General features: G+C 61.2%; 26 protein-coding genes. 18 read left to right on the top strand and 8 right to left on the bottom strand.

The window, feature by feature from the left end; genetic code table 11:
• Window positions 1-143 precede the first annotated feature (143 nt).
• From rpsB to rlmN, 6 genes are all read left to right on the top strand, one after another.
• A complete protein-coding gene (rpsB, locus tag BG22_RS06710; RefSeq protein ID WP_140494311.1) occupies window positions 144-983 on the top strand; it encodes a 30S ribosomal protein S2 in 840 nt (279 codons plus the stop codon).
• A 78-nt stretch (window positions 984-1,061) separates the two neighbouring features.
• Entirely contained in the window at window positions 1,062-1,916 is an 855-nt protein-coding gene (tsf, locus tag BG22_RS06705; RefSeq protein ID WP_140494309.1) for a translation elongation factor Ts, read from the top strand.
• 229 nt (window positions 1,917-2,145) lie between these two features.
• On the top strand, window positions 2,146-2,886 hold the full coding sequence (gene pyrH / locus BG22_RS06700) for a UMP kinase (protein ID WP_140494307.1): 741 nt from the start codon (window positions 2,146-2,148) through the stop codon (window positions 2,884-2,886).
• 105 nt (window positions 2,887-2,991) lie between these two features.
• Window positions 2,992-3,543: a ribosome recycling factor gene (gene frr / locus BG22_RS06695; protein ID WP_094668392.1), complete on the top strand. Its 552-nt coding sequence runs from the start codon at window positions 2,992-2,994 to the stop codon at window positions 3,541-3,543.
• A 34-nt stretch (window positions 3,544-3,577) separates the two neighbouring features.
• Window positions 3,578-4,564, top strand: coding sequence for a phosphatidate cytidylyltransferase (locus BG22_RS06690; protein WP_140494305.1), 987 nt, complete (start codon window positions 3,578-3,580; stop codon window positions 4,562-4,564).
• Window positions 4,565-4,722: 158 nt separating this feature from the next.
• Window positions 4,723-5,892 (top strand): 23S rRNA (adenine(2503)-C(2))-methyltransferase RlmN, encoded by a 1,170-nt coding sequence (gene rlmN, locus BG22_RS06685; protein ID WP_140494303.1) that lies wholly within the window; start codon window positions 4,723-4,725, stop codon window positions 5,890-5,892.
• 390 nt (window positions 5,893-6,282) lie between these two features.
• Here the strand turns inward: rlmN and BG22_RS06680 are convergent, their stop codons facing one another.
• Window positions 6,283-6,831 carry a type 1 glutamine amidotransferase domain-containing protein gene (locus BG22_RS06680; protein WP_140494301.1) on the bottom strand — a complete coding sequence of 183 codons (549 nt, stop codon included), beginning with the start codon at window positions 6,829-6,831 and terminating at the stop codon, window positions 6,283-6,285.
• A 436-nt stretch (window positions 6,832-7,267) separates the two neighbouring features.
• Between BG22_RS06680 and hisF the strand changes: the two genes are divergently transcribed.
• The 3 genes from hisF to BG22_RS06665 all read left to right on the top strand — a co-directional run bounded on the left by hisF (window position 7,268) and on the right by BG22_RS06665 (window position 10,180).
• Entirely contained in the window at window positions 7,268-8,038 is a 771-nt protein-coding gene (hisF, locus tag BG22_RS06675; RefSeq protein ID WP_140494299.1) for an imidazole glycerol phosphate synthase subunit HisF, read from the top strand.
• A 58-nt stretch (window positions 8,039-8,096) separates the two neighbouring features.
• A complete protein-coding gene (hisI, locus tag BG22_RS06670; protein ID WP_140494297.1) occupies window positions 8,097-8,492 on the top strand; it encodes a phosphoribosyl-AMP cyclohydrolase in 396 nt (131 codons plus the stop codon).
• 131 nt (window positions 8,493-8,623) lie between these two features.
• On the top strand, window positions 8,624-10,180 hold the full coding sequence (locus BG22_RS06665) for an anthranilate synthase component I (RefSeq protein WP_140494295.1): 1,557 nt from the start codon (window positions 8,624-8,626) through the stop codon (window positions 10,178-10,180).
• Between the two features lie 558 nt (window positions 10,181-10,738).
• Here BG22_RS06665 and BG22_RS06660 read toward each other — a convergent pair.
• Window positions 10,739-11,044 carry a hypothetical protein gene (locus tag BG22_RS06660; protein WP_140494293.1) on the bottom strand — a complete coding sequence of 102 codons (306 nt, stop codon included), beginning with the start codon at window positions 11,042-11,044 and terminating at the stop codon, window positions 10,739-10,741.
• A gap of 112 nt (window positions 11,045-11,156) precedes the next feature.
• Here BG22_RS06660 and BG22_RS06655 point away from each other — a divergent pair, with 112 nt between their 5' ends.
• Window positions 11,157-11,759 (top strand): type IV toxin-antitoxin system AbiEi family antitoxin domain-containing protein, encoded by a 603-nt coding sequence (locus BG22_RS06655; protein WP_140494291.1) that lies wholly within the window; start codon window positions 11,157-11,159, stop codon window positions 11,757-11,759.
• A gap of 32 nt (window positions 11,760-11,791) precedes the next feature.
• Window positions 11,792-12,595 (top strand): nucleotidyl transferase AbiEii/AbiGii toxin family protein, encoded by an 804-nt coding sequence (locus tag BG22_RS06650; protein WP_181163424.1) that lies wholly within the window; start codon window positions 11,792-11,794, stop codon window positions 12,593-12,595.
• A gap of 300 nt (window positions 12,596-12,895) precedes the next feature.
• Here the strand turns inward: BG22_RS06650 and BG22_RS06645 are convergent, their stop codons facing one another.
• Window positions 12,896-14,320, bottom strand: a complete 1,425-nt coding sequence (locus BG22_RS06645; RefSeq protein ID WP_140494287.1) for an amino acid permease — start codon at window positions 14,318-14,320, stop codon at window positions 12,896-12,898.
• Window positions 14,321-14,720: 400 nt separating this feature from the next.
• Between BG22_RS06645 and BG22_RS06640 the strand changes: the two genes are divergently transcribed.
• The 3 genes from BG22_RS06640 (at window position 14,721) to BG22_RS06625 (ending at window position 17,575) form a co-directional block, all read left to right on the top strand.
• Entirely contained in the window at window positions 14,721-15,581 is an 861-nt protein-coding gene (locus BG22_RS06640) for a DUF1287 domain-containing protein (RefSeq protein WP_258186250.1), read from the top strand.
• Between the two features lie 132 nt (window positions 15,582-15,713).
• Window positions 15,714-16,811 carry a hypothetical protein gene (locus BG22_RS11185; protein ID WP_258186249.1) on the top strand — a complete coding sequence of 366 codons (1,098 nt, stop codon included), beginning with the start codon at window positions 15,714-15,716 and terminating at the stop codon, window positions 16,809-16,811.
• On the top strand, window positions 16,811-17,575 hold the full coding sequence (locus BG22_RS06625; protein ID WP_140494283.1) for a TetR/AcrR family transcriptional regulator: 765 nt from the start codon (window positions 16,811-16,813) through the stop codon (window positions 17,573-17,575). Before BG22_RS11185 ends, BG22_RS06625 begins: the two co-directional genes overlap by 1 nt.
• Before the next feature lie 295 nt (window positions 17,576-17,870).
• Here the strand turns inward: BG22_RS06625 and BG22_RS06620 are convergent, their stop codons facing one another.
• Window positions 17,871-18,236, bottom strand: coding sequence for a YccF domain-containing protein (locus tag BG22_RS06620; protein WP_140494281.1), 366 nt, complete (start codon window positions 18,234-18,236; stop codon window positions 17,871-17,873).
• 186 nt (window positions 18,237-18,422) lie between these two features.
• On the opposite strand from BG22_RS06620, the gene BG22_RS06615 reads away from it, so the two are divergent.
• Window positions 18,423-18,947: a hypothetical protein gene (locus BG22_RS06615; protein WP_140494279.1), complete on the top strand. Its 525-nt coding sequence runs from the start codon at window positions 18,423-18,425 to the stop codon at window positions 18,945-18,947.
• 32 nt (window positions 18,948-18,979) lie between these two features.
• On the opposite strand, the gene BG22_RS06610 is transcribed toward BG22_RS06615, so the two are convergent.
• A complete protein-coding gene (locus tag BG22_RS06610) occupies window positions 18,980-19,939 on the bottom strand; it encodes an aldo/keto reductase (RefSeq protein WP_140494277.1) in 960 nt (319 codons plus the stop codon).
• Window positions 19,940-20,216: 277 nt separating this feature from the next.
• On the opposite strand from BG22_RS06610, the gene BG22_RS06605 reads away from it, so the two are divergent.
• Window positions 20,217-20,516 carry a DUF2316 family protein gene (locus tag BG22_RS06605; RefSeq protein ID WP_094668442.1) on the top strand — a complete coding sequence of 100 codons (300 nt, stop codon included), beginning with the start codon at window positions 20,217-20,219 and terminating at the stop codon, window positions 20,514-20,516.
• A gap of 139 nt (window positions 20,517-20,655) precedes the next feature.
• Complete coding sequence (locus BG22_RS06600) at window positions 20,656-21,501, top strand: SOS response-associated peptidase (RefSeq protein WP_258186248.1); 846 nt, start codon at window positions 20,656-20,658, stop codon at window positions 21,499-21,501.
• A 115-nt stretch (window positions 21,502-21,616) separates the two neighbouring features.
• Here the strand turns inward: BG22_RS06600 and BG22_RS06595 are convergent, their stop codons facing one another.
• Both BG22_RS06595 and BG22_RS06590 read right to left on the bottom strand, forming a co-directional pair.
• Window positions 21,617-21,868, bottom strand: a complete 252-nt coding sequence (locus tag BG22_RS06595; RefSeq protein ID WP_223847870.1) for a helix-turn-helix domain-containing protein — start codon at window positions 21,866-21,868, stop codon at window positions 21,617-21,619.
• Between the two features lie 155 nt (window positions 21,869-22,023).
• Window positions 22,024-22,659, bottom strand: coding sequence for a GNAT family N-acetyltransferase (locus BG22_RS06590; RefSeq protein WP_140494273.1), 636 nt, complete (start codon window positions 22,657-22,659; stop codon window positions 22,024-22,026).
• Window positions 22,660-22,807: 148 nt separating this feature from the next.
• On the opposite strand from BG22_RS06590, the gene BG22_RS06585 reads away from it, so the two are divergent.
• Window positions 22,808-23,260 (top strand): VOC family protein, encoded by a 453-nt coding sequence (locus BG22_RS06585; RefSeq protein ID WP_140494271.1) that lies wholly within the window; start codon window positions 22,808-22,810, stop codon window positions 23,258-23,260.
• A 79-nt stretch (window positions 23,261-23,339) separates the two neighbouring features.
• Here BG22_RS06585 and BG22_RS06580 read toward each other — a convergent pair.
• The coding region (locus BG22_RS06580) for an ATP-binding protein (RefSeq protein WP_140494269.1) at window positions 23,340-24,294 on the bottom strand (955 nt) is incomplete at its 5' end.

Here is a 24,294-nt window from a genome sequence, read left to right as displayed (position 1 = left end):
ATATTGTCAACCGGCATACCAAAAATTCGCGTCATGCTCGCGACGGCCTGTGTCGGTCGGTCACGAACCCGCGGCAAGCGGGGGAGAGGCTGCACGCAGGTGCGCATGACCAGGCAAGAACCGACAAGAAAGGTAGTAATACCATGGCTCAGATCACGATGAGCGACATGCTCAAGGCCGGCCTGCACTTCGGCCACCAGACCCGTCGTTGGAACCCGAAGATGAAGCAGTTCATCCTCACCCAGCGCAACGGCATCCACATCATCAACCTGTTCAAGTCGCTCGACATGATCGACAAGGCGTACGACTTCATCAAGACCACCGTGGCCCACAACGGCACCGTGCTCTTCGTCGGCACCAAGAAGCAGGCTCAGGAGGCCGTCTCCACCCAGGCCACCCGCGTGAACATGCCCTACGTCTCCGAGCGTTGGCTCGGCGGCATGCTGACCAACTTCCAGACCGTCTCCAAGCGCGTCAACCGCCTCAAGGAACTTGAGGAGATGGACTTCTCCGACGTGCACGGCTCCGGCCTGACCAAGAAGGAGCTTCTGCTCCTCGAGCGCGAGAAGGACAAGCTGGAGAAGCAGCTGGGCGGTATCCGCAACATGGGCCGCACCCCGTCCGCCATGTTCGTGGTCGACATCACCAAGGAGTCCCTGGCCGTCGAGGAAGCCCACAAGCTGGGCATCCCGGTCGTCGCCCTGGTCGACACCAATGCCGATCCGGACACCGTTGAATACCCGATTCCGGCCAACGACGACGCCATCCGCGGCATCGAGCTGCTCACCAGCCTGATGGCCGACGCCGTCGCCGAGGGTCTGCTCGAGCGTTCCGGCGCCAACAAGGAGGCCGGCGAGGCCTCCGATCAGCCGATGGCCGCTTGGGAAAAGGAACTCCTGACCAACGAGGCTCCGGCCGAGACCGCCGCTCCGGCTGCCGCCGAGGGCGAAACCGCCGAGACCCCGGCCCCGCAGGCCGAGTGATGCTCTACGATGGGAAGTGCCTGAATAAGCGCTTCCCATCGTATGTATGGGTAAGCAATACTCTCAAGGAGAAAATCAATGGCAGCAATTACCGCCGCACTGATCAAGCAGGTTCGTGAAGACACCGGCGCCGGCATGCTCGACGTCAAGAAGGCCCTCACCGAAGCCGAGGGCGACGTCGCTCGCGCCAAGGAAATCATCCGCGCCAAGGGCATCGCCGCGGCCGGCAAGCGCGAAGGCCGCAAGGCCCAGGAAGGCACCATCGCCTCCAAGGTCGTCGAGACCGCGAACGGTGAGACCGGCTACGCCGTCGAGCTGAACTCCGAGACCGACTTCGTGGCCAAGACCCCGAAGTTCGTCGAGTTCGCCGATGAGGTCCTCGGCTACGCCGTGGCCGCCGACGCCAGCACCGCCCAGGAGCTGGAGGAGGCCAAGGCCGGCGACTCCACCGTCAAGGTCGCTGTCGAAGAGGCCGCAGCCCTGTTCGGCGAGCACGTCAAGGTCGGCCAGTACGCCAAGGTCTCCGGCGAGCACGTCGAGATCTACGCGCACAAGAAGTCCGCCGAGATGCCGCCGAGCATCGTGGCCATGATCGCCACCGACAAGGCCGGCGCCGCCGTGGCCCACGAGGCCGCCCTGCAGATCTCCGCCATGGGCGCCCAGTGGCTGACCCGCGAGGACGTCCCGGCCGACGTGGTCGAGTCCGAGCGTCGCGTGGCCACCGAGAAGTCCCTGGCCGAGGGCAAGCCGGAGAAGATCGTCCCGAAGATCGTCGAGGGTCGTCTCAACGCCTTCTTCAAGGAGGTCGTCCTGCTCGAGCAGCCGTTCGTCAAGGACCCGTCCAAGACCGTCGGCGAGCTGTTCAAGGAGGTCGGAGGCACCGCCACCGCCTTCGTGCGCATCGAGGTCGGCAAGGGCGCCGAGGAGGAGTGACCTTATCTAAGGTCCGCCTTACGCCCCTAGCGTGATTGCCGGAAAGCGCCATCCAACCCGGTATCGAGGTTGGATGGCGCTTTCCCGTATCCGCAGGAATCTCCAAGCCTTTCCCGCGTATTTCCGTCGGTGCGAGCGGGTGTCGATGCGCGGGGTGTCGTCGTGAGCCGATACGCTTATCTACTGGATATTTTCAGGCACTTCCGGTTTTTTGAGGGAAAGGCACAATATGACTGAACAGGACAAGCCGCGCAGGGTGCTGCTCAAGCTTTCCGGCGAAGCATTCGGCGGCGGCAAGGTCGGCATCGACACCCAGGTGGTCCGCCGCATCGCCGAGGAGATCGTCCCGGCCGTCAAGCAGGGCGTGCAGGTGGCCATCGTGGTCGGCGGCGGCAACTTCTTCCGCGGCGCCGAACTCCAGCAGGCCGGCATCGACCGCTCCCGCGGCGATTACATGGGCATGCTCGGCACCGTGATGAACTGCCTGGCCCTGCAGGACTTCCTCGAGCAGGAAGGCCAGGCCACCCGCGTGCAGACCGCCATCACCATGGGCCAGGTCGCCGAGCCGTACATCCCGCTCAAGGCCATCCGCCACCTCGAAAAGGGCCGTGTGGTCATCTTCGGCGCCGGTGCCGGCATGCCGTACTTCTCCACGGACACGGTCTCCATCCAGCGCTCCCTCGAGATCCACTGCGAGGAGGTGCTCATGGGCAAGAACGGCGTGGACGGCGTGTACACCGCCGATCCGCGCAAGGACCCGAATGCCAAGCGTTTCGTGACCCTGAGCTACAAGCGTGCGCTGGTGGATAACCTCGCCGTCATGGACGCCTCAGCGCTGTCCATGGCCCGCGACAACAGGAAGCTCATCCGTGTCTTCGGTCTCGAGGGCACCGGCAACGTCACCCGCGCCCTGCTGGGCGATGAGATCGGCACGCTGGTCTCCTCCGCCGAATCGCGTGTGGCCGACTGACGCCGACCGTCACGACCGCACGTCGCCATTGACTGCGATCCTACAATCAGATATCAAGCGTTCACCGACGAACACCGGACGAACACACATCACAAGGAGTTGAATATGTCCCTTATCGATCAGGCCAAGGAACAGATGGCCAAGACCATCGAGAACACCAAGGAGAACTTCGCTGGCATCCGCACCGGCCGTGCCAACCCGGCGCTGCTCAACGGCATCATGGTCGACTACTACGGCGCGCCGACGCCGATTAAGGCCGTCGCCTCCATCGGCGTGCCGGAGCCGCGTACGCTGTCCGTCACCCCGTTCGACGCCTCCCAGGCCGCGGCCGTCGAGAAGGCCCTGCGCAACTCCGACCTCGGCATCAACCCGAACCGCGACGGCAACGTCATCCGCCTGACCATGCCGGAGCTCACCGAGGACCGCCGCAAGGAGTACGTCAAGCTCGCCAAGGGCAAGGCCGAGGACGGCAAGGTGGCCGTGCGCAACATCCGCCGCAAGGCCAAGGAGTCCATCGACAAGGCCGTCAAGGACGGCGACATGGGCGAGGACGAGGGCGATCGTCTGCTCAAGGACCTCGACAAGGCGACCAAGAACGTCACCGACGAGATCGACGCCCTGCTCGAGACCAAGCAGAAGGAGATCATGGAGGTCTGATTCGGCACCGCCGAGAGACCGGGTACGGAGGATTATGGAACGCAACGAACAACTACATGCCGAGGCCGAAGAGACGCTCGACCAGATCAACAAGAGGACCGGCCGCAACATGCCACAGGCAATCGGCACGGCCGTGGTGTTGATCGCGATAATCGTGGGCGCCCTGCTGTTCAGCATCGACCTGTTCGTGCTGCTGGTCGTCGTGTTCATGATTCTGGCCCTGTGGGAGCTGCGCGTGGATTTCGCCACCGTCGGGCTTCACATCCCGGTGCTCATGCTCTGGGTGTGCTCGGCCTTCACCCTTATCGCCACCTACTATTCGCCGTACCATCTCATCACCATGTCGCTGAGCATCATCGTCTCCATCATCCTGGTGGCGATTTCCGCCAGCGCCAAACTGAGTTTCGGCAACCGCCTGTCTCTGGCGGTTGCCGGCAAGCTCTCCAGCACCGATGCCAGCGCCCGATTGGAATCCTCCTTCAACCATGAGGGAGGGGAGCTGCATCACTCTCGGCTGAGCCATGTGGCCGTCTCCGTGCTCACTGTGCTCTATATCCCGCTTCTTGCCAGCTGCATCATCATCCCGCTGACCTTCAACGGCCATCCTGTGGCACACGCCATCATGCTGGTGTTCCTGCCCGCGCTGTCCGACACGGGCGGCCTGTTCGCCGGCGCATGGCTCGGCAAGCACAAGCTGTCCCCACGCATCTCGCCGAAGAAATCCGTCGAAGGGCTTATCGGCTCCATGCTGTTCGCGATGGTGGGCGCCTTCGCGGTGTTCGCCTTCACCTATGATGGTGCGACCTGGGCCTCCCGCTGGTGGGTGCCCATCGTGGCCGGCATCCTCATCGGCGCCGTGGGCACATTCGGCGATCTGTGCGCCTCCATGCTCAAGCGCGACATCGGTATCAAGGACATGGGCCACCTGCTCAAAGGGCACGGCGGCGTGATGGACCGCGTGGATTCCATCCTCATGAGCGCGCCGTTCACCTGCGCGCTGCTGTGGGTCACCGGGCTGTGACGCCGGACGACGCCATTCCCGCGCCCTTATCTCGTTCATCAACCGTCATCACATCGGTTTTACATCGGCAATCACCTCGGGCACCTGCCGTGATTGCCGCATCTTATGCATCATCGGATTATCGCATTATCGGATCATCGGAAGCGAAGCGAACAGCCATGACCATCCAGGACAACGAAACCCCGGAAACCGGCATCACGCCCGGCGGCACCCAAGGCGCCTTCCGTGACGTGCTGTCCAAAGACCACGCCCGTCGAGGCAAGCCCCCGCTGCATTTCGTCGATATGACGCCCGAACAGCGCATCGAGAAGGCCGGCGAGTTGGGACTGCCGAAGTTCCGCGTCAAGCAGCTTGCCAACCACTATTATGGGCATTTCGACGTGAACGCCGCCGAATTCACCGATTTCCCTGCCGCCAAGCGCGACGAGGCGGCCACTGCGTTTTTCCCGAACCTCATCACCGAGGTCACCCGGCAGGTGGCCGACGAAGGCACCACCATCAAGACGCTGTGGAGGCTGTTCGATGGCTCGCTCATCGAATCCGTGCTCATGCGCTATCCGACGCGCACCACGCTGTGCATCTCCTCGCAGGTCGGCTGCGGCATGGGATGCCCGTTCTGTGCCACCGGCAAGATGGGCCTGACCCGCAACATGTCCGCCGGCGAGATCGTTGAGCAGGTGCGCGTGGCGGCCAAGATGATGCGCGACGGCGTGGTGGCCGGCGGCCCGGGCCGCTTGAGCAACATCGTGTTCATGGGCATGGGCGAGCCGATGGGCAACTACAAGTCGGTGCTCTCCGCCGTGCGACAGATTTCCGCGATGCCGCCCGAGGGCTTCGGCATCTCGGCGCGCAACATCACCGTGTCCACCGTGGGCGTGGTGCCTGGCATCAGGAAGCTCACCGAGGAGGGCATCCCGGTGCGTCTGGCCGTCTCGCTGCACGCGCCGAGTGATGAGCTGCGCGACGAGCTCGTGCCGATGAACCGTCGTTTCAACACCACACAGGTGCTGGACGCGGCGCACGACTACTGGCTGGCCTCCAAGCGCCGTGTCAGCATCGAATACGCCCTGATGCGCGGCATCAACGATCAGGCCGAGCATGCCAAGCTGCTCGCCAAGCGGCTCAACCACTATGGCGACGACTGGGCGCATGTGAACCCGATTCCGCTCAATCCGATCGAGGGATCGAAGTGGACCGCATCCAAGCCCGAAGACGAGGCGCGGTTCCTAGAGATTCTGCATGCCGCGGGCATCACCGCCACATTGCGTGACACCCGCGGTCAGGACATCGACGGCGCCTGCGGACAGCTTGCCGCCAAGGAGCGATAGGCACGAGCGATAAGCTCGGCGCGGTTGCTCCGAACATTATTCAGCCCCTCCAAAGAGGGGCTTTTGCGTCTTACGCCAGTGGTCCGTCTCGTAATTATCTAAGTGGCATCGGTCCCTCTGACGGACGTTGCCGTGAAGCAAACAGCGGAGCTGTTTGTAGGCAACGTGCGAGCCGGCAGGCGAGCCAGCGGAACACGCGCGGAGCGCGTCCGAAATTGCGGGGCCGTTGCCGTGAAGCAAACAGCGGAGCTGTTTGTAGGCAACGTGCGAGCCGACAGGCGAGCCAGCTGACTGCGCGCGGAGTGCGTCCGCAGTGGCAGGACGAGCTGGCTCGCGAAACGGGTCTGAGGGCAGTGAATTCGTCAACGAATTCCTGACGCAGAGTATTTGTTACTTCAGCGCATCCTTGATGGCCCCGACGAAGTAGTCGAGGTCGTCGGGCTTGCGCGAGGTGATGAGCGTGAAGCCGTTCGCATCGTCTACATGGACCTGCTCGTCCACGTAGTGTCCACCGGCGTTCTCGATGTCGGCGGCGATGTAGCGACAGGGGGCGGCGGTCTTGCCGGCGATGAGTTCGGCATTCACCAGCAGCCACGCGCCATGGCAGATCGCGGCGATCGGCTTGCCCTCGTGCGCGAACTCCTGCGCCAGCGCAATCGCATCCTCGTTCACGCGGATACGGTCCACGTTGCAGGTGCCGCCGGGCACGACCAGCAGGTCGTAGTCGGCCGCCTGCACATCCGAAAGCAGGGAATCCGGGGTGAGAGTCTCGCCCTCGTAGCGGTCGTGCTGCACGGTCTCGCACGGGTCGAGCGTGGTGGCGGCCAGCGTCACCTCGGCACCTGCTGCTTTCAGGTCACGCAGCGGACGGGTGAGCTCGGTCTCCTCGATGCCCCAATTGTTGACGATGATCAGTACCTTACTGTTCTCCACAGCCATGGCATCCTCCTTGATAGGACGTGATTGGGAATGGTGTATTCCACGGCACATTCTCCCATATCCGCGGCCGCTCCGCGTGGATTGCAACGGCTAGTGTTCCGTCTTGCGATTCCCTGAGTGGTATTGGTCCCCTCTAGTGGTCTGTCTCGTAATTGTCTGAGTGGCATCGGCCCCCTCTGACGTAACGTTGCCGTGAAGGAGCTATTGCAGGCAACGTGCGAGCCGACAGGCGAGCCAGTATGCCTCGCACGCAGTGCGTCCTTAATTGCAGAACGGGCTGGCAGCGAAGCTGACTGGGGAGAGACAGAAGCCAAAATCCTCAATCAATCGGTGAGCCGGACCATGGATTCTCATATTCCAGAACCATGTCTCGGTCATGTAACGGGCGGTAGGTACTCTGAAGGCTGTAATGCAAAGCCGAACAGGGGAGTGAAGCATGTCGTTGGCGGTACGAGTCATCCCGTGCCTGGACGTTGACGCAGGTCGTGTGGTGAAGGGCGTCCATTTCGAGAATCTGAGGGATGCCGGCGACCCCGTGGAACTGGCCGCCGAATACTACCGTCAGGGTGCCGATGAGATCACCTTCCTAGACGTAACCGCGTCCAGCTCCCATCGCGGCACGATGATCGACGTGGTCTCCCGCACCGCCGAACAGGTGTTCATCCCGATGACCGTCGGCGGCGGCGTGCGCACGCCCGAGGACGTGGATTCCCTGCTGCGCTGCGGCGCGGATAAGGTGGGCGTCAACACCGCCGCCATCAACGACCCCTCGCTGATCAGCCGGGTGGCCGACCGGTTCGGCAACCAGGTGCTGGTGCTTTCCGTGGACGCCCGACGCGAGAAGGGCGAGCAGCACACGCAGTCCGGCTTCGAGGTCACCACGATGGGCGGGCGCAAATCCACCGGCATCGATGCGATCTGGTGGGTCAAGCGCGCCGAAGAGCTGGGCGCCGGCGAGATCCTGCTCAACTCCATGGACGCCGATGGCACGCAGGAGGGTTTCGATCTGGAGATGATCCGCGCGGTGCGCAAAGAGGTCAGGATTCCGATCATCGCCTCCGGTGGCGCCGGCAAGGTGGAGGACTTCCCGCCGGCCATCGAAGCCGGCGCGGACGCGGTATTGGCCGCCTCCGTGTTCCATTACGGCATCATGACCATCGCCGACGTGAAGGCCGAGCTGAAGAAGCACGGCTATACCGTGCGCTAGGAACGCGTCACACGGCAACAGCACGTTGAATGCAACAGCAGATAGACGGATAAGGATAATGGCAGAAACCGTATACGATAACTCAACAGAACTCGACCCCCGCATCGCCGCGCGTCTGAAGCACGACGCCAAAGGGCTGGTCGCGGCCGTCATCCAGCAATACGACACCCGTGAGGTGCTGATGGTCGGCTACATGAACGACGAGGCGTTGCGCCGCACGCTCACCACCGGGCGGGTGACGTTCTGGTCCCGCTCCCGCCAGGAATACTGGCGCAAGGGCGACACCTCCGGCCATGTGCAGTACGTCAAGGGCGTGTCCCTTGACTGCGACGGCGATGCGCTGCTGGTCGAGGTCGATCAGGTCGGCGCGGCCTGCCACACGGGCAAGCGCAGTTGCTTCCTCGAAGGCGGTCCACTGCCCGTGGTCGAAGGCCATCGGCCGGCCGAGCAGTAGACCCCGCAGCCTCTCGCAACAGCCTCCTCCAGCTCCACTGTTATGGGGGCGTGGTCGCGTGAACCGTGATTGAGGGGTAGTTTATTACAGGAATCATGTGTGGATCGGGATATATCAGTCAAGGAGCAACAATGAGCGAATGCAGCGTCAAGCATCTGAAGTGGGGAGCCACCTGGCCCAGTCGTGAGCAGTTCCATGAGCTCGCCGACAAGGGATACCGCGTGGTCCCCATCGTGCGCCGGCTGCTCGCCGACTCCCTGACCCCGGTCGGCTTCTACGAGCGGCTTGCAGGCGGACGCTCCGGCACGTTCATTCTCGAATCGGCGGAATTCGGCGGTTCGTGGAGCCGATACAGCTTCATCGGCGTCAATGCGATGGCCCAGCTACGCTCCAATGACGGCAAGGCCGACTGGATCGGCACGGTGCCGGCCGGCGTGCCCACCGAGGGCGACGTCATCGAGGTCGCGCACGCCACACTGAAGACGCTTAAGGCCCCGCATGTGGAGGGCCTGCCGAACCTGACCTCCGGCTTGGTCGGCACAGTCGGCTGGGACGCCATCCGCCATTGGGAACCCACGTTGCGTGCCGAGGCGCCAAATGAGACCGGCCAGCCGGAGACCGTGCTGGCCCTCGCCACCGATATCGCCGTGGTGGATCACGTCTCCGGGTCCGTGTGGCTCATCGCCAACGCCGTGAACGTGGACGACAAACCCACCCGCGCGGACGGCGCCTATGACGAGGCCGTGGCCCGACTGGATCGCATGCAGCGCGACGCCGCCACCCCCACCGAGGGCGAGGCGCGCGTCAACGTGCTCGACGAATCGGTCAAGCAGCCCGAACTGCGCTTCCGCACCGAGAAAAGCCACTACGAGCACGCCGTGGAGGAAGCCAAGCGTCACATCGTGGACGGAGACGTGTTCCAGGTGGTCATCTCCCAGCGTCTCGACATCGATTCGCCGGCCGACCCGTTCGACGTCTATCGTGTGCTGCGCACATTGAACCCGAGCCCGTACATGTACTTCATGGCGCTCACCGACGCGCAGGGCCGTGACTTCAACGTCATCGGCTCCAGCCCGGAGACGCTCATCAAAGTGGATAACGGCCATGCGATGACCTTCCCGATCGCCGGCTCCCGCCCGCGCGGCGCCACGCCCGAGGAGGACGCGAAGCTCGCCAAGGAGCTGCTCGCCGATCCGAAGGAGCGCAGCGAGCACATCATGCTCGTGGATCTGGCCCGCAACGACTTGAGCAAGGTGTGCGTGCCGCAGTCCGTGGAGGTCGTACAGCTCATGGACATCAAGCGTTTCAGCCACATCATGCACATCTGTTCGACCGTCACCGGCCAGGTCGACCCCTCGCTGACCGCCTTCGACGTGTTCAAGTCCGCGTTCCCCGCCGGTACGCTCTCCGGCGCACCCAAGCCGCGCGCGGTGGAGATCATCGACGAGTTGGAACCGGCTGATCGCGGCATCTACGGCGGTACCGTCGGCTACTTCGACTTCTCCGGCAACATGGATATGGCCATCGCCATCCGTACCGCGTTCCTGCGCGACCATGAGGCGAGCGTGCAGGCCGGTGCTGGCATCGTGCTTGACTCCGTACCGGCCAACGAGTGGCAGGAGACCCGCAACAAGGCCGAGGCCAGCGTCGAAGCCGTCCAGATCGCCGCCCAGCTGCGCGAACTGTAAACGGTACATCACCTACTGAGAAGATGAGCCTTCCTGCCGCGATGCGAATTGCGCAGGAAGGCTCATTCATTGCCGTTCGAGAGTGGCCGTTATTCACGGATATTCCGGCTATGGCATTTGGTGACCGCACATGCGCAGTTAAGTATGCAGATGTACCGTTCTTCATCGGTGCTGGCGGCGCAAAGATTTTCCAACGAGTTCGGAATGACACGCGCTGAAGTATTGCAGCAATCAGGACGGTCCACAAGGTCGGTAACGGCACATCTGATGTGCCCGAAGAAGGGTATCTCGGTTGTAAGGGGTGCATTCCGGGCATTGCGGAAAGGTATCTGCTCTGTAAGGGGTACCTTAGCCGTTGTATTCAGACTTTCGCCCTTGATATTGCAAGGAGTATATTCGCCGTTTCGCAGTTGAGGTACCCCTTGCAAAGCAGATACCTTTCCGAAACAGTGCCAATGTACCCCTTGCAAAGCAGATACGGATTTCCGTAGAGGGAAATCAGGCCGGCAGACCCTTGTTGCGCCTGGTCAGTCTCGTTCCCTGCGCTTGCGGCGACGTTCAAGCAGGTAGTATCCGCCATAGCAGCAGGCGACGAACGGAATCATGCAATACAGTGTGGAGCGCAAGGTTGTTTTGCTTCAATGTTTGTTCGACAAGTGCCGGACGTGTGTACGCGGTCGGCCCGTTCACTGCAATGCGCCGCCGAAGTAGTTGATCATTTCGAGCTCCGGGCCCATATCTTTGCCACATCACACGCTTGCCGTCGATCCACAACTCATTATCGAGCACAACACCATCGCCGGCTACTTCAACGGCGAAGAATTTGGCAAACCACTGTGACGCAAGATTGGAGCTGCCGCTCAACCGCCAATTCCCTGTAAGTCACTTTCCAAATCCCGCAAAACTCCAATGATGTTGCGTTGGTGCCTTAATTAATTATAATTAAGGCACCAACGCAACATTTGAAGGAGTGCCCATGTCCACTAGATTGACAGAAGCCGAAAGCGTATTGGAGGAGCATATGGGATATCTTCTGGTCTCGGAAATGGAGCGTCGAGGAGTTTCCCGCACGGCGATTTCACGATTCGTTCATGAAGCCAAACTTGAGAAAGCGGCAAAAGGCTTATATGTTTCGCCGAATGCGGAGTCCGATCCGCTGTTCGAATTGCAGTATCGATATCCGAAAGCCATTTTTTCGCATGAAACTGCGTTGTTCCTGCTTGGAGAGGGAGAGCGAATCCCCTTGACGCCAACGATTACCTTACCGCAATCAGCGGGTACCGCTCGTCTTAAGAATGAAGACGTGACAGTTAGAAAGGTGTCCGACAATCGCTTTTTAATTGGCCTGTCGTCGGCCATTACCATGTTCGGGCATACAGTTCGCGTCTATGATCTGGAACGAACTATTTGCGATTTGTTCCGCTCCCGTAGCACGGTGGATCCGCAAGATCTGCAATCCGCCTTCCAGAATTACATGAGATCCGCGCATACTGACTTGGCCAAACTCATGAATTACGCTCGCGAATTCCGGCTTGTGAACGTGATGCGCCCTTACCTCGAAGCGGTGATGCCGGCATGAATGAGAATGAAATCAGAAACACGATAAGGCGTATGGCAGGCAGGGATGCGAGCAAAGCGCAAGCACTGTACTGTCTGTTCGCAATGGAGCGTTTCCTGGAACGAGTCTCGCGGAGTGATAAAGCCGACCGTTTTGTAGTTAAGGGAGGAGTTTTGGTGCAATCCAAAGTTGGTGTAGATTCTCGCGCGACTTTGGACATTGATTCGACTATTTGTCACATGACACTCGATGAGCAAAGCATCAAGGGATTTCTCAATGAGGTCATTGCGATTCCCTTAGACGATGGCATGTCATTCGAGGTAAAGCACCTTGTACCAATCCGAGATGAGGCTGAGTATCCAGGATTACGCGCAGCCATGCTGGCTTCGTTTTCTAATCTGCGAATCCCTTTTAAAATTGATTTCTCCACAGGGGAGGTAATGACCCCGAGCGCGGTTCTCTATGATTTTCCTTTATTGTTCGGGAATCGGAGCATACCGATACATGCGTATAACACCGAAACAGTCTTGGCGGAAAAGATTGAGACCATTTTATCTAGAGGGATTGCGAATACTCGAATGCGCGACTTTTACGACATCATCGTGCTTCCTCAAATCGATTCTGAGCAAATTAATTACAATCTGCTGATGAGGGCTTTCGAACGTACAAATATGGCACGAGGGAATCGAGCAAAGTTTGAGCGTTGGAGAGAAACAGTCCTCACCATTCAATTTGATTCTCGGATGAATAGTCTATGGAACGCTTATAGAAAGCGGTACGACTATGCGCGTGACTATGCTTTTAGCGATGCTATACGGGCGTTGTCGGCTCTATGCGAAGCGATGGCCGCGGCATAAGCGACGGCGAAACATATGGCAAGTAGTGCATCATAAGAAAGAAGAATTTAGTCATTCAGCCATCCGACGATTGTTGGGTTGCATTGTTCGGTAAAGCGGCCCACGGCATCGGCGGTGATGCTGGCATGGTTCAACATCAAATTCATCTTGTAGACAGATTCAGCATCTTGTAGGTGGCTGGCCTTGGTGAGAGCATTGCATGGAGGTATTCCAGTTATCGTCATTGCAATTGCTGTCTACATGATCACAAATCTGCCTACAAGATGAGATAAGCCAGTGAATCAGCCCCTCGAAACCGAGTTAGGCGTTGTTTTTGCGTTTGCGCTGCCGTTCGATGGCATGATAGGCCGCGTAGCAGCAGGCGACGAACGGAATCATGCAGTAGAGCGTGGAACGCTGCGTGTCATCCAGCACCACAAGCACGAGCGCGCCGACGCACATCGCCATGGCGAGCCAGGGCAGCACCGGATATCCGGGCGCCCGGTACCCCAATTCGTCGGTACTGTGCCCGGAACGCACCCATTCACGGCGGAACCGGATATGGCATACGCATACGGAGAACCACACCACCAGCGTGGCGAGACCCGAGACGGCCACCAGCACGAGATACACGGTGGATGCGGCGATCACGGAGGAAAGCAGGGCGAGCAGCGAGCCGGCCATGCTGAACAGCACCGCCCACACGGGCACGCCGTGGAAGTTCGTCTTGGCGAACCGGGCAGGAATCAGCCGCTCCTTGGCCAGCGACCACACCATGCGCGAGCACACGTACAGGCCGGAGTTCGCGGCAGACAGCACGGCGGTCAGCACCACGAAGTTCATGATGTCGCCGGCGAACGGCATGCCGATCGACTGGAACACCAGCACGAACGGGCTGGTCTCCACGCCAGCCTGATGCCACGGGATCAGTGCGGACATCACCGCGATGGACCCGATGAAGAACAGGGCCAGACGGAACACCGTGGTGTGCACGGCCTTCGGGATCGCACGCGAGGGATCCTTCGTCTCACCGGCGGCCACGCCGACCACCTCGGTGCCGGAGAACGCGAACACCACCGTGAGCAGCGTGGAGAACACCGGCGCGAAGCCGTTCGGGAACCAGCCGTCGGCGTTGAAGTTGCCGAACAGTGGCGCGTGGTCGTATCCGGTGATGGGAATCGCGCCGAAGATCGCCAGCAGGCCGACGACGATGAACGCCACAATCGCCAGCACCTTGATGGAGGCGAACCAGAACTCCGCCTCGCCGTAAAGCCGCACCGACATGATGTTCAGCGCGAACACCACCGCGATGAACACGGCCGACCACACCCATGCCGGCGAATCCGGGAACCATCGTTGCATGAGCAATCCGGCCGCCGTGAACTCGCTGGCGAGCGCCACCGCCCAATTAAGCCAGTACAGGATGGCGATGGTGAATGCGGTGCCGGGGCCGATGAACCGCTTGGCGTACATGTGGAAGCTGCCGGCGTACGGCATGGCCACGGACAGCTCGCCGAGCGAGACCATCACGCAGTAGACGAGCAGCGAGCCCACCGCGTAGGCCAGGATCGCGCCGAGCGGTCCGGCCTGATGGATGGTGTAGCCGGAACTGACGAACAATCCGGTGCCGATCACACCTCCCAGGGAGATCATGGTCAGATGGCGTGACTCCATCTTGCGCTCGAGACCGCTTTGGCCACGCTGCCCATCCGTTCCGCTGGTATTGCCTTCTCCGGCATCCGCCATATTCGGGGCTCCTTTTGGTTGTCTATATCCATTGGCCGTTCTTGTGCCGAACCAATGATACCGGTCGGCCGGATGGTTCGGGCGACTCGGCGGGAACATGGCAGTGGGAGTAAGGGAACCGTACAGGAAAACCGTATGATGGCCTGGTCCGTGGCGTCGGTCGGCTATCGTACGGAATCGAATGTGGGAAGCCCATTACAGCGGCGTCCTGCAGGATGGACGAATCCGCGGCAACAGTCGGAATGGTTCGCAACCGGACCGGCTGCCCGGAGCGGTTCCGGAATCGGCGTCGCCGGGTATGGTCGTGCTGCGGAACGGCACTGACGAAATCAGTACACAGTGGTTGGCCTATCAGAGATGGTTGGCGACGAATCGTCCCACTGATTGGAGGCATAGCGGCATGGCACGGCATCTGACCGAATCCGATGCGGCGCGAGAACGGGAGGCCGGTCGCAAGACGCGATGGCTTGGAGCGCCCGTCGCCGCTGTCCTGGTGGTGGTTATGATCGTCGGCGGCGCGCTTGCCGTCCTGCGGATGGCGGGGGTGCCGTGGCGCGATATGGCTGGCGTCATGATGGGGAAGGCGGCCGAGGCGCAGGCGGCGCTCTCCGGCGGCACCAGCGGCGGTAGAAACTCGGATTCCGGATCGGTTATGACTGCCGACGAGGCGAACCGCCGGTATCCCCGCACGGCCAGCCCGACCGACTTCAACGGTAATGGCAAGGATGACTACGCAGACATCGTCGCGGGCGCGCGCAAGGACGCCGAAGCCAAGCCGACCTATGACGACGGCTACTATCAGGGCGGCTACCCGCCGGACGACCGCGGCGCCTGCACGGATCTGGTGTGGAGGGCGTTCCGCGAGGCCGGGTATGATCTCAAGGCCATGGTGGACGCTGATATCGCGGCCCATCCGGCCGACTACGCCGAGGTCTCCCCGAATCCGGACCCCAACATCGACTTCCGGCGCACCGGTGTGCTCGACGTGTTCTTCGCCAAGTACGGCCAGACGCTCACCACGGATACCACGGACAGGGCCGCATGGCAGGGCGGTGACATCGTGGTGTTCGAGCACACCCGGCACATCGGCGTGATTTCGGACAGACGTGACGCATCCGGTACGACGTACGTGCTGCACAACATGGCCCAAAACCAGCGCGAAAACGACTATTTCGCCTTCCACAAGCACATGGCGGTCACCGGCCACTATCGTTTTGACGCCTCGAAGGTGCCCACCGACGTGCTCAGAGCCTGGCGCTAGCGGCGGGAGACCGCGAAATCGTAGCGCCGGAGCATACAATGATAGCGGAACTACAGTGCCGTCCGGGCGTTGTCACGGCGTCCAAGGCACCGCATCCACGCGGCACCCAGCAAGAGGAAAGGTCCATAGCCGATGGAAACCCAGCATCGTTGGCCCACGAAGGTGATTGGTCTCATCGCACTGCTCGTGGCGGTGGCCGTTGTGCTCGGCGTGGTGGTGTGGCGCTCGTCTCAGCCCAAGCCTGCGGAGCCGGTCCAGGCAGTGAAGGTGGACGGCTATCTGGGCGGCGAGAAGATCGGTCTGTTCGATGACGACGAATTCAAGGCATTGGCGACCAAAGCCGGCCTCGACGTGAACTACCGCAAGGCGGGGAGCCTCGCGATGATGGACGCCGACCGTAAGGGCCTCGACTACCTGTTCCCCTCTTCGCGCACGGCCGTCGAATACGGCAAGTCCAAGGGCGTGAAGGCCACGAGGCAGGACATCGTGTTCAATTCGCCGATCGTCGTCTACACGCATCGCGCCGTAGCCGACGGGCTGGTCGCCGGCGGACTCATGACCAAGGACGAATCCGGCGTCTACCGGTTGGACATGGCCAAGGCCGTGGACGCGATGGTCGCCGACAAATCGTGGACCGATGTGGGATATGCGGCCGGGTACGGCCAGTTCCGCATCGACTCGACCGACCCCGTGCAATCGAATTCGGGCAACGAATACGCGGCGCTCATCGCCACCGTGCTCAACGGCGGCACGCCAGCTACCGTGGATTCCGTGGCGCGCGACGGCGCGACCGTAAAGCGCCTATTCTCCAAGTCCGGGTGGATGGAGACCAGCTCCGAGGATTCGTTCAGCCAGTTCCTCACGCTCGGCGTGGGCTCCAAACCGATGACCGTCGGCTATGAGTCGCAGATCCTCGATCTGGCCGTCAACAATCCGGACGCGTTCGCCCAGGTGAAGGACGACATCGTGGTCGCCTACCCGACGCCGACCGTCTGGAGCACGCATACGCTGATGGCCTTGGATGCCAACGGGGAGAAACTGCTTGATCTGCTGAAGTCGAAGGACGTGCAGCAGCTCGCGTGGCGGCGGCACGGCTTCCGATCGGTGGACTATCTGGGCAGCGACCCCATCTCACGGTTCGAGGTGAACGGCGTGACCGATCAAGTCACCAACGTATCCGAACTGCCCAACAACGACGCCATGCAGGCGCTTATCAAGGCGCTGCAGTGATGGGCGACGCTCAGACGGGTAGGAAGTCGCCGGACGACCATCGTGGCGTGTCGGTCAAAGCGGCCGTGGCCCGTACCCGTTGGCAGCAGCGCAAGAAGATCGCCACACGCAGGACCATCCTTGAGACCGCAATGCGGCTTTTCGACGACGAGGGTTATGCCTCGGTCACCACGCAGCGCATCGCGGCCGAGGCGGGCATGTCACAGATTACGTTGTTCCGGTATTTCCCAACCAAGGAGGATCTCGTCATCGGCTTCCCGGCCGATGGGGAACTGCCGGGCATGCTGCAGCGCGCGGTGGGGGAGCGGGGTGACGGTGAGTCGCCAATCGATGTCGTACGACGCATGATTCCTCGTGTGCTGGGCGTGGTCGAACAGGATCAACTGGACGGACTGGTGGCCCGGCTGCGCATCGTGCGGTCGGATGCCGGGCTAACCGCCGCACTCTACGCGCGTATCCCACGTTGGGTGGACGCCATTGTCGGGATGTGGGATGGCGCACGGGGCGATGGCACCGGTGCGGATGCGGACGACGGTGCCGCTATGGGAGCCGGATCAGACGACGCCGTAATGGAGACCACCATCCGACATGATTCGGACGATCATGGCTCCAGTTTCCGCGTACGCATGGAGATATCCGTCATCGTCGGCTGCACCATCGAAACCCTGTTCGAATGGTCGCGTCGATGCGATGCCACCGGTTCGGCCGACATCGATGAACTCACCGCCGTGGTTTCCGAATCGGTGGACGCATTGGTCCGGTAGACGCGGGCGGAATCGAATACTTCCACGCTGTGAAAGGCAGATAGATCCACTCATGAGCCGGCATCTGAAAGGCGCGGTTTAATGGAGCCGGCATAGGTGATTTCAATATGAAAGTCACTCACATTTGAAAAAGATTGCTTTCGCGGGGGCCATCCAACACCCTCCGCGCCGACGGCATGCGTGTAAGGTCGTCAACCCTTGAGTATTTTCATATGTGTGTCACTATCATACGAAAATGAGTGCAAAAAAATTCCATATGAAAGTGATATTCATATGGAAATTCGCGCAACAGCCGTCACAGATTGTCGATCTGCGCGCCGAACGGCCAGAGCGCAAGCTTGGCCATCTTGAACGACTGGATGCCGAATGGGATGCCGATGATGGTCACGCAGTTGATCACGCCGGCGAGCACATAGCCGATCGCCATCCATACGCCTACCAGCACGACCCATACGATATTGGCGAGCGTGGAACCGACCCCGCCGCTGTACCGCACCGTCTTGCCGAACGGCACTAACGTAAGTCCGGCCATCTTGAATGCCTGAATGCCCAGCGGGATGCCGATAATCGTGACGCACAGGACAAGGCCCACGATGGCCCAGCCGATGGCGATTTCGATGCCGCCCAGAATGATCCACAGAATATTGCCGATGAGTCGCATGCCATTCCCCTTTCCATTGTTTGCAGACAACCTGTTTGCAGACATCATCACAGTATCGCAAACGACCGCGTCCCGGATCATCGGGGGCTTCCCTGAGCCGACCCCGAAATCCGGTAGGCGCTGTTGCCGTCAGGCGGCAGAACGTCTCGGTATGGCCAAATCTATGATTGGCATATAAGCACATGTATGGCTGACGCTCGGAAGGGGAATCCGACAATGGTGTCCGAGGACAGGCAGGGTTATCGATACGGAATCATCATCGCGATCGTCACGGTGATACTGGTGGTCGCGATATGCGTATTCGCGCGATGGTGGATGCATCGTCCCGCCGACACGTCGCACGTTCAGTACTCCTATTCGGCCTCCACCCGGTTCTCCAAGGCGCAGCTCGACGCCGCCGGCAGGACCATCACGCAATCGTTCTCCACGCTCACCGGTTGCACGCTGCACAAGGTCTCCTACGACGAGGCGAAAACCGATGAGATGCTGGATTGGGAGGATAAAACCAAGAGCGAATCGCCGGACTACTGGTCGTCCGTTTATGACGCATACCAACAATATGGGCGGGACCGCATATTCATGGCGACCGTCGATTTCGACTGCGACGGCAGCGACCCGTCACTGCCCGACGGTCCGCAATCGATGACCTGGTACCTGCGGCTCAACGACGACGGCCGGACGTGGACCGAAGTCGATCACGGCAATGGGTGACTTCGGTCCACGTTATATCCGAACGCTGGCAATTACTTGGCGAACGGTTCGGACGCCTTGTCGAGCGCGGCCACCTCGTCGTCGGTCAGGTCAAGGGCGACCGAAGCCAGCAGAGCGGGCAGCTGTTCGGGCGTACGGGCGGAGGCGATCGGGCCGGCGACCTGAGGACGGTGGCGCAGCCAGGCCAGCGCCACCGTGGCGATCTGCGCGTCGTGCGCCTTGGCCACCGCGTCAAGCGCGTCGACGAGCGCGAACCCGTCGGCGTTGAGGTAGTCGGCGACCATGCCCTGGCGGGCCTTGCCTTCGGCGTCGGCTGCGGAACGGTACTTGCCGGTCAGGAAGCCGGCGGCCAGCGAGAAGTAGGAGAACACCGCGAGGTTCTCGCGTGCGGCCACGGGGGCGAGCGTGCGCTCGTAGTTGCCGCGGGTCACAAGGTTGTAGTGCGGTTCCAGTGCGACCGGCAGCGCGTAGCCGTGCTCGCGGGCGATGGAGAACCACTCCTCGATGCGGTCGGCCGTGTAGTTCGACAGACCGATCGCGCGGATCTTGCCGGCCTTGACCAGTTCGTCGAATGCGGCGGCGGTCTCCTCGAGCGGGGTGTTCTTGTCGTCGAAGTGGGCGTAGTACAGGTCGATGGCGTCCACGCCGAGACGCAGCAGCGACTCGTTCGCGGCGGCGATCACGTTGTCGTGCGACAGGCCCTTGTACTGCGGGTGCTCGCTCACCTTGGTGGCGATGACCACGTCATCGCGGTTGCCGCGCACGGCCAGCCAGCGGCCGAGGATGATCTCGGACTCGCCGCCCGCGTTGCCCGGCGCCCACGCCGAATACACGTCGGCGGTATCGATGAAGTTGCCACCCGCCTCGACGTACTCGTCCAGCACCTTGCGGCTGGTCGCCTCGTCGCTGGTCCAGCCGAACGTGTTGCCGCCCAGCACCAGCGGGAACACCTCCAGGTCGCTGTCGCCCACCTTCACTCGCTGATCGGTCATGTTGACATCCTTTCGTCGTCCTTGAGTGAATCGTCGCCGCGCCTCGACCGGAGCAACGGTTCAGGGTGCGGCTTCGATTATTGTCGCGCGCGACACGGCATGCGGGAATGTGATTGCGAGCAGTTCCGCTCTTGGCGGACAGGTATGACGTGTCGCCGCCATGCGTCGGGCATTCGCCGTCAGCCGAAGCACGCTCGGGGCGTCTTTGAACGTTTTCGGATGTGACTATCGTGGAAGGCGTCATCGTTACGAGGACAGTTGCGAGGGGAGTGGAATCATGTCATTGACCAGTGAACAGCGCGCGAACACCATCCGCGAATTCCGCGAGAACATGCGGCTGCTGGGCCTGACCGCCGAACAGATCGGCGCGGACTTCGGCGTCAGCGGCCAGACCATCGAACGCATCATCGACCTGCGCACCGGAGTGCTGGAGTACCCGTGGATCGTGCGCGGATATCTGCTGGACAAGGCCGCCGCAGCCGGCGTGACGTTGGTGCCGTTCACCGCCCTGCGCGGCGACCCGCACGACTACTGGTTTCTCGACGACCGGGTCATCGACGCGAACCGACTGAGCTGAGGCGGCATCCGGAGGACGGTGCACATCCCATATCCATCCCATTATCCATAGCCATCCCATATTGAGACGCGCCGCCCAGCATCCGGCGCAGACGAGTCACCCTGCGACCCTGGATTGCCAAGCCGAATAGCATCAGGCGATGCGGACGGACGTCGATGCATCGCTGCTAGGCTGGATGCTCATGTGCCGATGCTTTGCCGTTGATCTGGATTGGAACGCCATTGCGGCGCAATTCGGCGTGGAGGATGTGGAGTCGGATGAGAATGTGAACGGTAGCGACGATGGCGTGGATGCCGCTTCTCTGCCTCGGCCGTCATACAACGTCAGGCCCGGGCAAACCATCGCGGTCGTGGCGCAGGGCAGGGACGGCCGACGCCATCTGACCGGTGCGCGCTGGTCTCTGGTGCCGTCGTGGAGCGCCGGCCCGGCCCTGACGTATCCGACATACAATGCGCGCATCGAATCGGCCGCGGTGAAGCCGACATTCGCCGAGTCGACCAAATCGATGCGGGCTGTCATCCCCGCTTCCGGATACTACGAGTTCCGTGGCCGCCGCCCGTTCTACTTCCACGCGCCGGACGACAGGCCACTGGCGATGGCCGGCCTGTTCTCCTGGTGGAGGGCGAGTTCGTCTTCGGCGACGTCGCCGGTATCGGCGGCGGATTCGTCAAGTTCGCCGAATCCGATGAATCCGCCGAGAAAAGCGTCTCCGTGGATGCTGACCGCGACGATACTCACCTGCCCGGCGGTGGACGGGCCTGCGACGGTCCACGACCGCATGCCGGTGCTCGTGCCCTCAGACATGACCGGCGCATGGCTCGACCGCTCGATCGACGGCTCGTCGTTGCTCGCGGACCTCACGTCGAACGGGACCGAGCTCTCGCGCCGGCTCGCCTTCCACGAGGTCGCCCCGTTCGCCCCAATGGATGACGGCCGCCGCATCATACGGCCGCTGGCCCAAGCCGAGGCCCCGACCCTGTTCTGACATGTCGGCCACATTGCGCCACCCATCGGCAGTAACGTCGGGTGAATTCCGCCAAATCAAGCCAATCCCCACCAACCCCATCCGACGATTCCAATGCGGCCAGCGCCGACATGATCTATCTCCTCACCCGCTGGGGAAGTTGCTCTCCGGCCCGTAATCTGCCGAGGTCGGTCGAATACGGGTCACACGACGATACCAGTGCATCCGCCATTTGAAGCACGCGGGCAATGCTCAGCAAGGAGTCGGTGCGAACCGGCTTTCCCTGTTCGAGATTCGACACCGTGGTAGGGCTCACTCCTGCGCGTTGCGCCACGTCGGCGACAGTCAGCGACAGTAGACGACGCTGCTGAGACAGTCGTTCCCCCATGATTCGCAAATCACGTCTCACTGCTGTGGGCACATATTTCATGCGGTCTCTTTACGACTAGTATTTTCTATGTAAACGAGGATAAGCAATAGTATACTGCATGTTATTCTTCGCAACCAGAGAACAGGGAATCCCGATGATATCAGTGGCATCGTTTATTGTTCGGGTGCGCCGTTGCGCCACTCGTCGGCGGTGATGATGCGGAACACGTCGTCGTGGTAACGGTCGATGAGCGGATAGTAGTCGTGCTGCGATTCGGTCACGACGGTCAGTCCGCACTTGGCCATCACACGGCCGGATTGCGTGTTTTCGCGGTAGTGGCCGCCCCATACCGCCTCCGCGTGCAGGTCGTCGAACGCGTATCCGAGCACGGCACGCAACGCCTCGGGCATATATCCCTTGCCCCAGAACGGACGGCCGATCCAATAGCCGAGTTCCAGCGCATTGCCGCCGAGATACGTGTCGTAGTAGCTCCCGCCGAGCTCCGGACCGGCGGTCACCGCGTCGATGGTGTAATGACTGACGGGTTTGAGCGCGATGCTGCCCACCGGCTCGTTATCCGCGGCGGGTCCGGACGCGTCGCCGCCCTTGATCGTGATGGCCCAGTTGTTCTCCACGGCGAGGATGCTACGGATGTCGTTCATGCTGCCCTCGACGCTGGTGTGCGGCGGCCATCCGCAGTTGAGACCGATCTCGGGGTCTGAGGCGTACCGGAACAGCGAGGCCGCCTCGGCCGCGTCATCCGCCTTCCAAGGGCGCAGCAGCAGTCGTTCGGTCTGGATGCTCTTCATTGCAATGCCTTTCTGCAGAGTGAATTGACCCGGCATTTGTGTGTGTGTATATATATACGTATATACGGCCGATGCGCAAACGCCGGCACATGTCCACGGCGCGACCGGAAGCATGCGGACGACAGCCGAAACGCGTACCGTTGCGCACATGTTGGACCACATCACCCTACATGTGACGGACATCGAACGCAGCGTCGACTTCTACACACGGGCGCTCGCCCCACTCGGCTACATCGTCAAGGCGCATCACGAGCCGACGCTCGGATTCGGCGTGGACGACGGCACCCTCCACTCCGACTTCTATCTCTCGCCGACGGACACCGACGCGACCAGCCCCCGCCACGACGGAGCCGAAACGGCCTCACCCGTCACCCACCTCGCCTTCCTCGCCCCAAGCATCGATGCCGTCCGCGCATTCCACGTCGCTGCGCTCGCCGCCGGAGGCCGGGACAATGGCGCTCCAGGGCCGCGACCCTATCATCCCGGCTATTACTCGGCGTTCGTACTGGACCCGGACGGCAACAACATCGAAGCGGTCGTCGACTGGTCCGGATGGTTCGACGACGGTCCCCATCGTCCAACGCCACAGTCATGCTTTTGAACGTATTCCGACTGTTTCCACCGGTATCCCGTTCTCCCGATACGACAATAGCCCATCGCTTTCCTGAGGTGATGTCGGATCAGTCGTCGTTATCGGAGAGCAGCCAGTCGATGATGTTCATGCCACGGATGCCATCTTGCATCTGAGGAAACTCATCCATGCTCAGGACATATTTGGGCCAATTGTCGCGGATGCCGTCAAACGCGCCGAACTCCCGGTCCGCCGTCTGATGCGAACCGACAAGATAAGCGACCTGATAGTAGGAAATCTCATCCCCCCGCCGTGCGATGAAATCTATTTCCTTATCATTGATCTTGCCCACCCGAACCTCGTATCCTCTTCGCCGAAGCTCCATGTAGACGATGCCCTCCAGAACCTGATCAATCGTATTCGTGTTGCTGATCCCGATGGCGCTGCGCAGTCCCTGATCGACCACATAGTATTTTTCGTTGATTTTCAACGCACGCTTGCCTATGGCATCCTCACGGGGCACACGGTAAATAAGAAATGCCTTGCTGGCGACGTTAAGATAGTTCGCAATCGTTTCCGCCGATACCTTGCGATGTTCGCTTTTCATATATGCGGCGATGTTGGCTGCCGTGAGCAGGTGGCCCTCCTCGCTGATGACGTAACGGATGACACGTTCGAGAGCGTCCGTGTCGCGTATGCCCGCATGGCGGACGACGTCTTTGAACAGTATGGTCGAGAACAAATCGTTGAGGTACTGCAGGGATGCGATCTCATCGAAGGCCAAGTCTGTCTGGAACGGAAAACCGCCTTGGGCGACATATCGGCGGAAAGCCGTGCGCTCGTCAATCGGACCCACTGATTGCCGGTATGCGTCGAGGAATTCCGCGAATGAGAACGGGTAGACATTGATGGTAACGTATCGACCGGTGATGTAGGTGGCAAGGTCGCTGGACAGCATGCGCGCGTTCGACCCGGTCAAATAGATATCCGCATCGTAATCGACCATGAAGGAACGTATGGCTTTCTCCCAGTGGTCGATCTCTTGAATCTCATCGAAAAACAAA

Source organism: Bifidobacterium sp. UTBIF-78, from assembly GCF_006408945.1.
GTDB lineage: Bacteria > Actinomycetota > Actinomycetes > Actinomycetales > Bifidobacteriaceae > Bifidobacterium > Bifidobacterium myosotis.
This window is presented reverse-complemented; position numbering and strand designations above follow the sequence as displayed.

Bases quoted from the DNA above. Each gene is read 5' to 3' on its own strand.
- rpsB (WP_140494311.1), top strand. From the start codon at position 144: ATGGCTCAGATCACGATGAGCGACATGCTCAAGGCCGGCCTGCACTTC.
- hisF (WP_140494299.1), top strand. From the start codon at position 7,268: ATGTCGTTGGCGGTACGAGTCATCCCGTGCCTGGACGTTGACGCAGGT.
- BG22_RS06605 (WP_094668442.1), top strand. From the start codon at position 20,217: ATGTCATTGACCAGTGAACAGCGCGCGAACACCATCCGCGAATTCCGC.
- BG22_RS06640 (WP_258186250.1), top strand. From the start codon at position 14,721: ATGGCACGGCATCTGACCGAATCCGATGCGGCGCGAGAACGGGAGGCC.
- BG22_RS06615 (WP_140494279.1), top strand. From the start codon at position 18,423: ATGGCTGACGCTCGGAAGGGGAATCCGACAATGGTGTCCGAGGACAGG.
- pyrH (WP_140494307.1), top strand. From the start codon at position 2,146: ATGACTGAACAGGACAAGCCGCGCAGGGTGCTGCTCAAGCTTTCCGGC.
- BG22_RS06650 (WP_181163424.1), top strand. From the start codon at position 11,792: ATGGCAGGCAGGGATGCGAGCAAAGCGCAAGCACTGTACTGTCTGTTC.
- BG22_RS06590 (WP_140494273.1), bottom strand. From the start codon at position 22,659: ATGAAGAGCATCCAGACCGAACGACTGCTGCTGCGCCCTTGGAAGGCG.
- BG22_RS11185 (WP_258186249.1), top strand. From the start codon at position 15,714: ATGGAAACCCAGCATCGTTGGCCCACGAAGGTGATTGGTCTCATCGCA.
- hisI (WP_140494297.1), top strand. From the start codon at position 8,097: ATGGCAGAAACCGTATACGATAACTCAACAGAACTCGACCCCCGCATC.
- tsf (WP_140494309.1), top strand. From the start codon at position 1,062: ATGGCAGCAATTACCGCCGCACTGATCAAGCAGGTTCGTGAAGACACC.
- BG22_RS06600 (WP_258186248.1), top strand. From the start codon at position 20,656: ATGCGGACGGACGTCGATGCATCGCTGCTAGGCTGGATGCTCATGTGC.
- BG22_RS06645 (WP_140494287.1), bottom strand. From the start codon at position 14,320: ATGGCGGATGCCGGAGAAGGCAATACCAGCGGAACGGATGGGCAGCGT.
- frr (WP_094668392.1), top strand. From the start codon at position 2,992: ATGTCCCTTATCGATCAGGCCAAGGAACAGATGGCCAAGACCATCGAG.
- BG22_RS06655 (WP_140494291.1), top strand. From the start codon at position 11,157: ATGTCCACTAGATTGACAGAAGCCGAAAGCGTATTGGAGGAGCATATG.
- BG22_RS06680 (WP_140494301.1), bottom strand. From the start codon at position 6,831: ATGGCTGTGGAGAACAGTAAGGTACTGATCATCGTCAACAATTGGGGC.
- BG22_RS06620 (WP_140494281.1), bottom strand. From the start codon at position 18,236: ATGCGACTCATCGGCAATATTCTGTGGATCATTCTGGGCGGCATCGAA.
- BG22_RS06610 (WP_140494277.1), bottom strand. From the start codon at position 19,939: ATGACCGATCAGCGAGTGAAGGTGGGCGACAGCGACCTGGAGGTGTTC.
- BG22_RS06585 (WP_140494271.1), top strand. From the start codon at position 22,808: ATGTTGGACCACATCACCCTACATGTGACGGACATCGAACGCAGCGTC.
- BG22_RS06625 (WP_140494283.1), top strand. From the start codon at position 16,811: ATGGGCGACGCTCAGACGGGTAGGAAGTCGCCGGACGACCATCGTGGC.
- BG22_RS06595 (WP_223847870.1), bottom strand. From the start codon at position 21,868: ATGGGGGAACGACTGTCTCAGCAGCGTCGTCTACTGTCGCTGACTGTC.
- BG22_RS06690 (WP_140494305.1), top strand. From the start codon at position 3,578: ATGGAACGCAACGAACAACTACATGCCGAGGCCGAAGAGACGCTCGAC.
- BG22_RS06665 (WP_140494295.1), top strand. From the start codon at position 8,624: ATGAGCGAATGCAGCGTCAAGCATCTGAAGTGGGGAGCCACCTGGCCC.
- rlmN (WP_140494303.1), top strand. From the start codon at position 4,723: ATGACCATCCAGGACAACGAAACCCCGGAAACCGGCATCACGCCCGGC.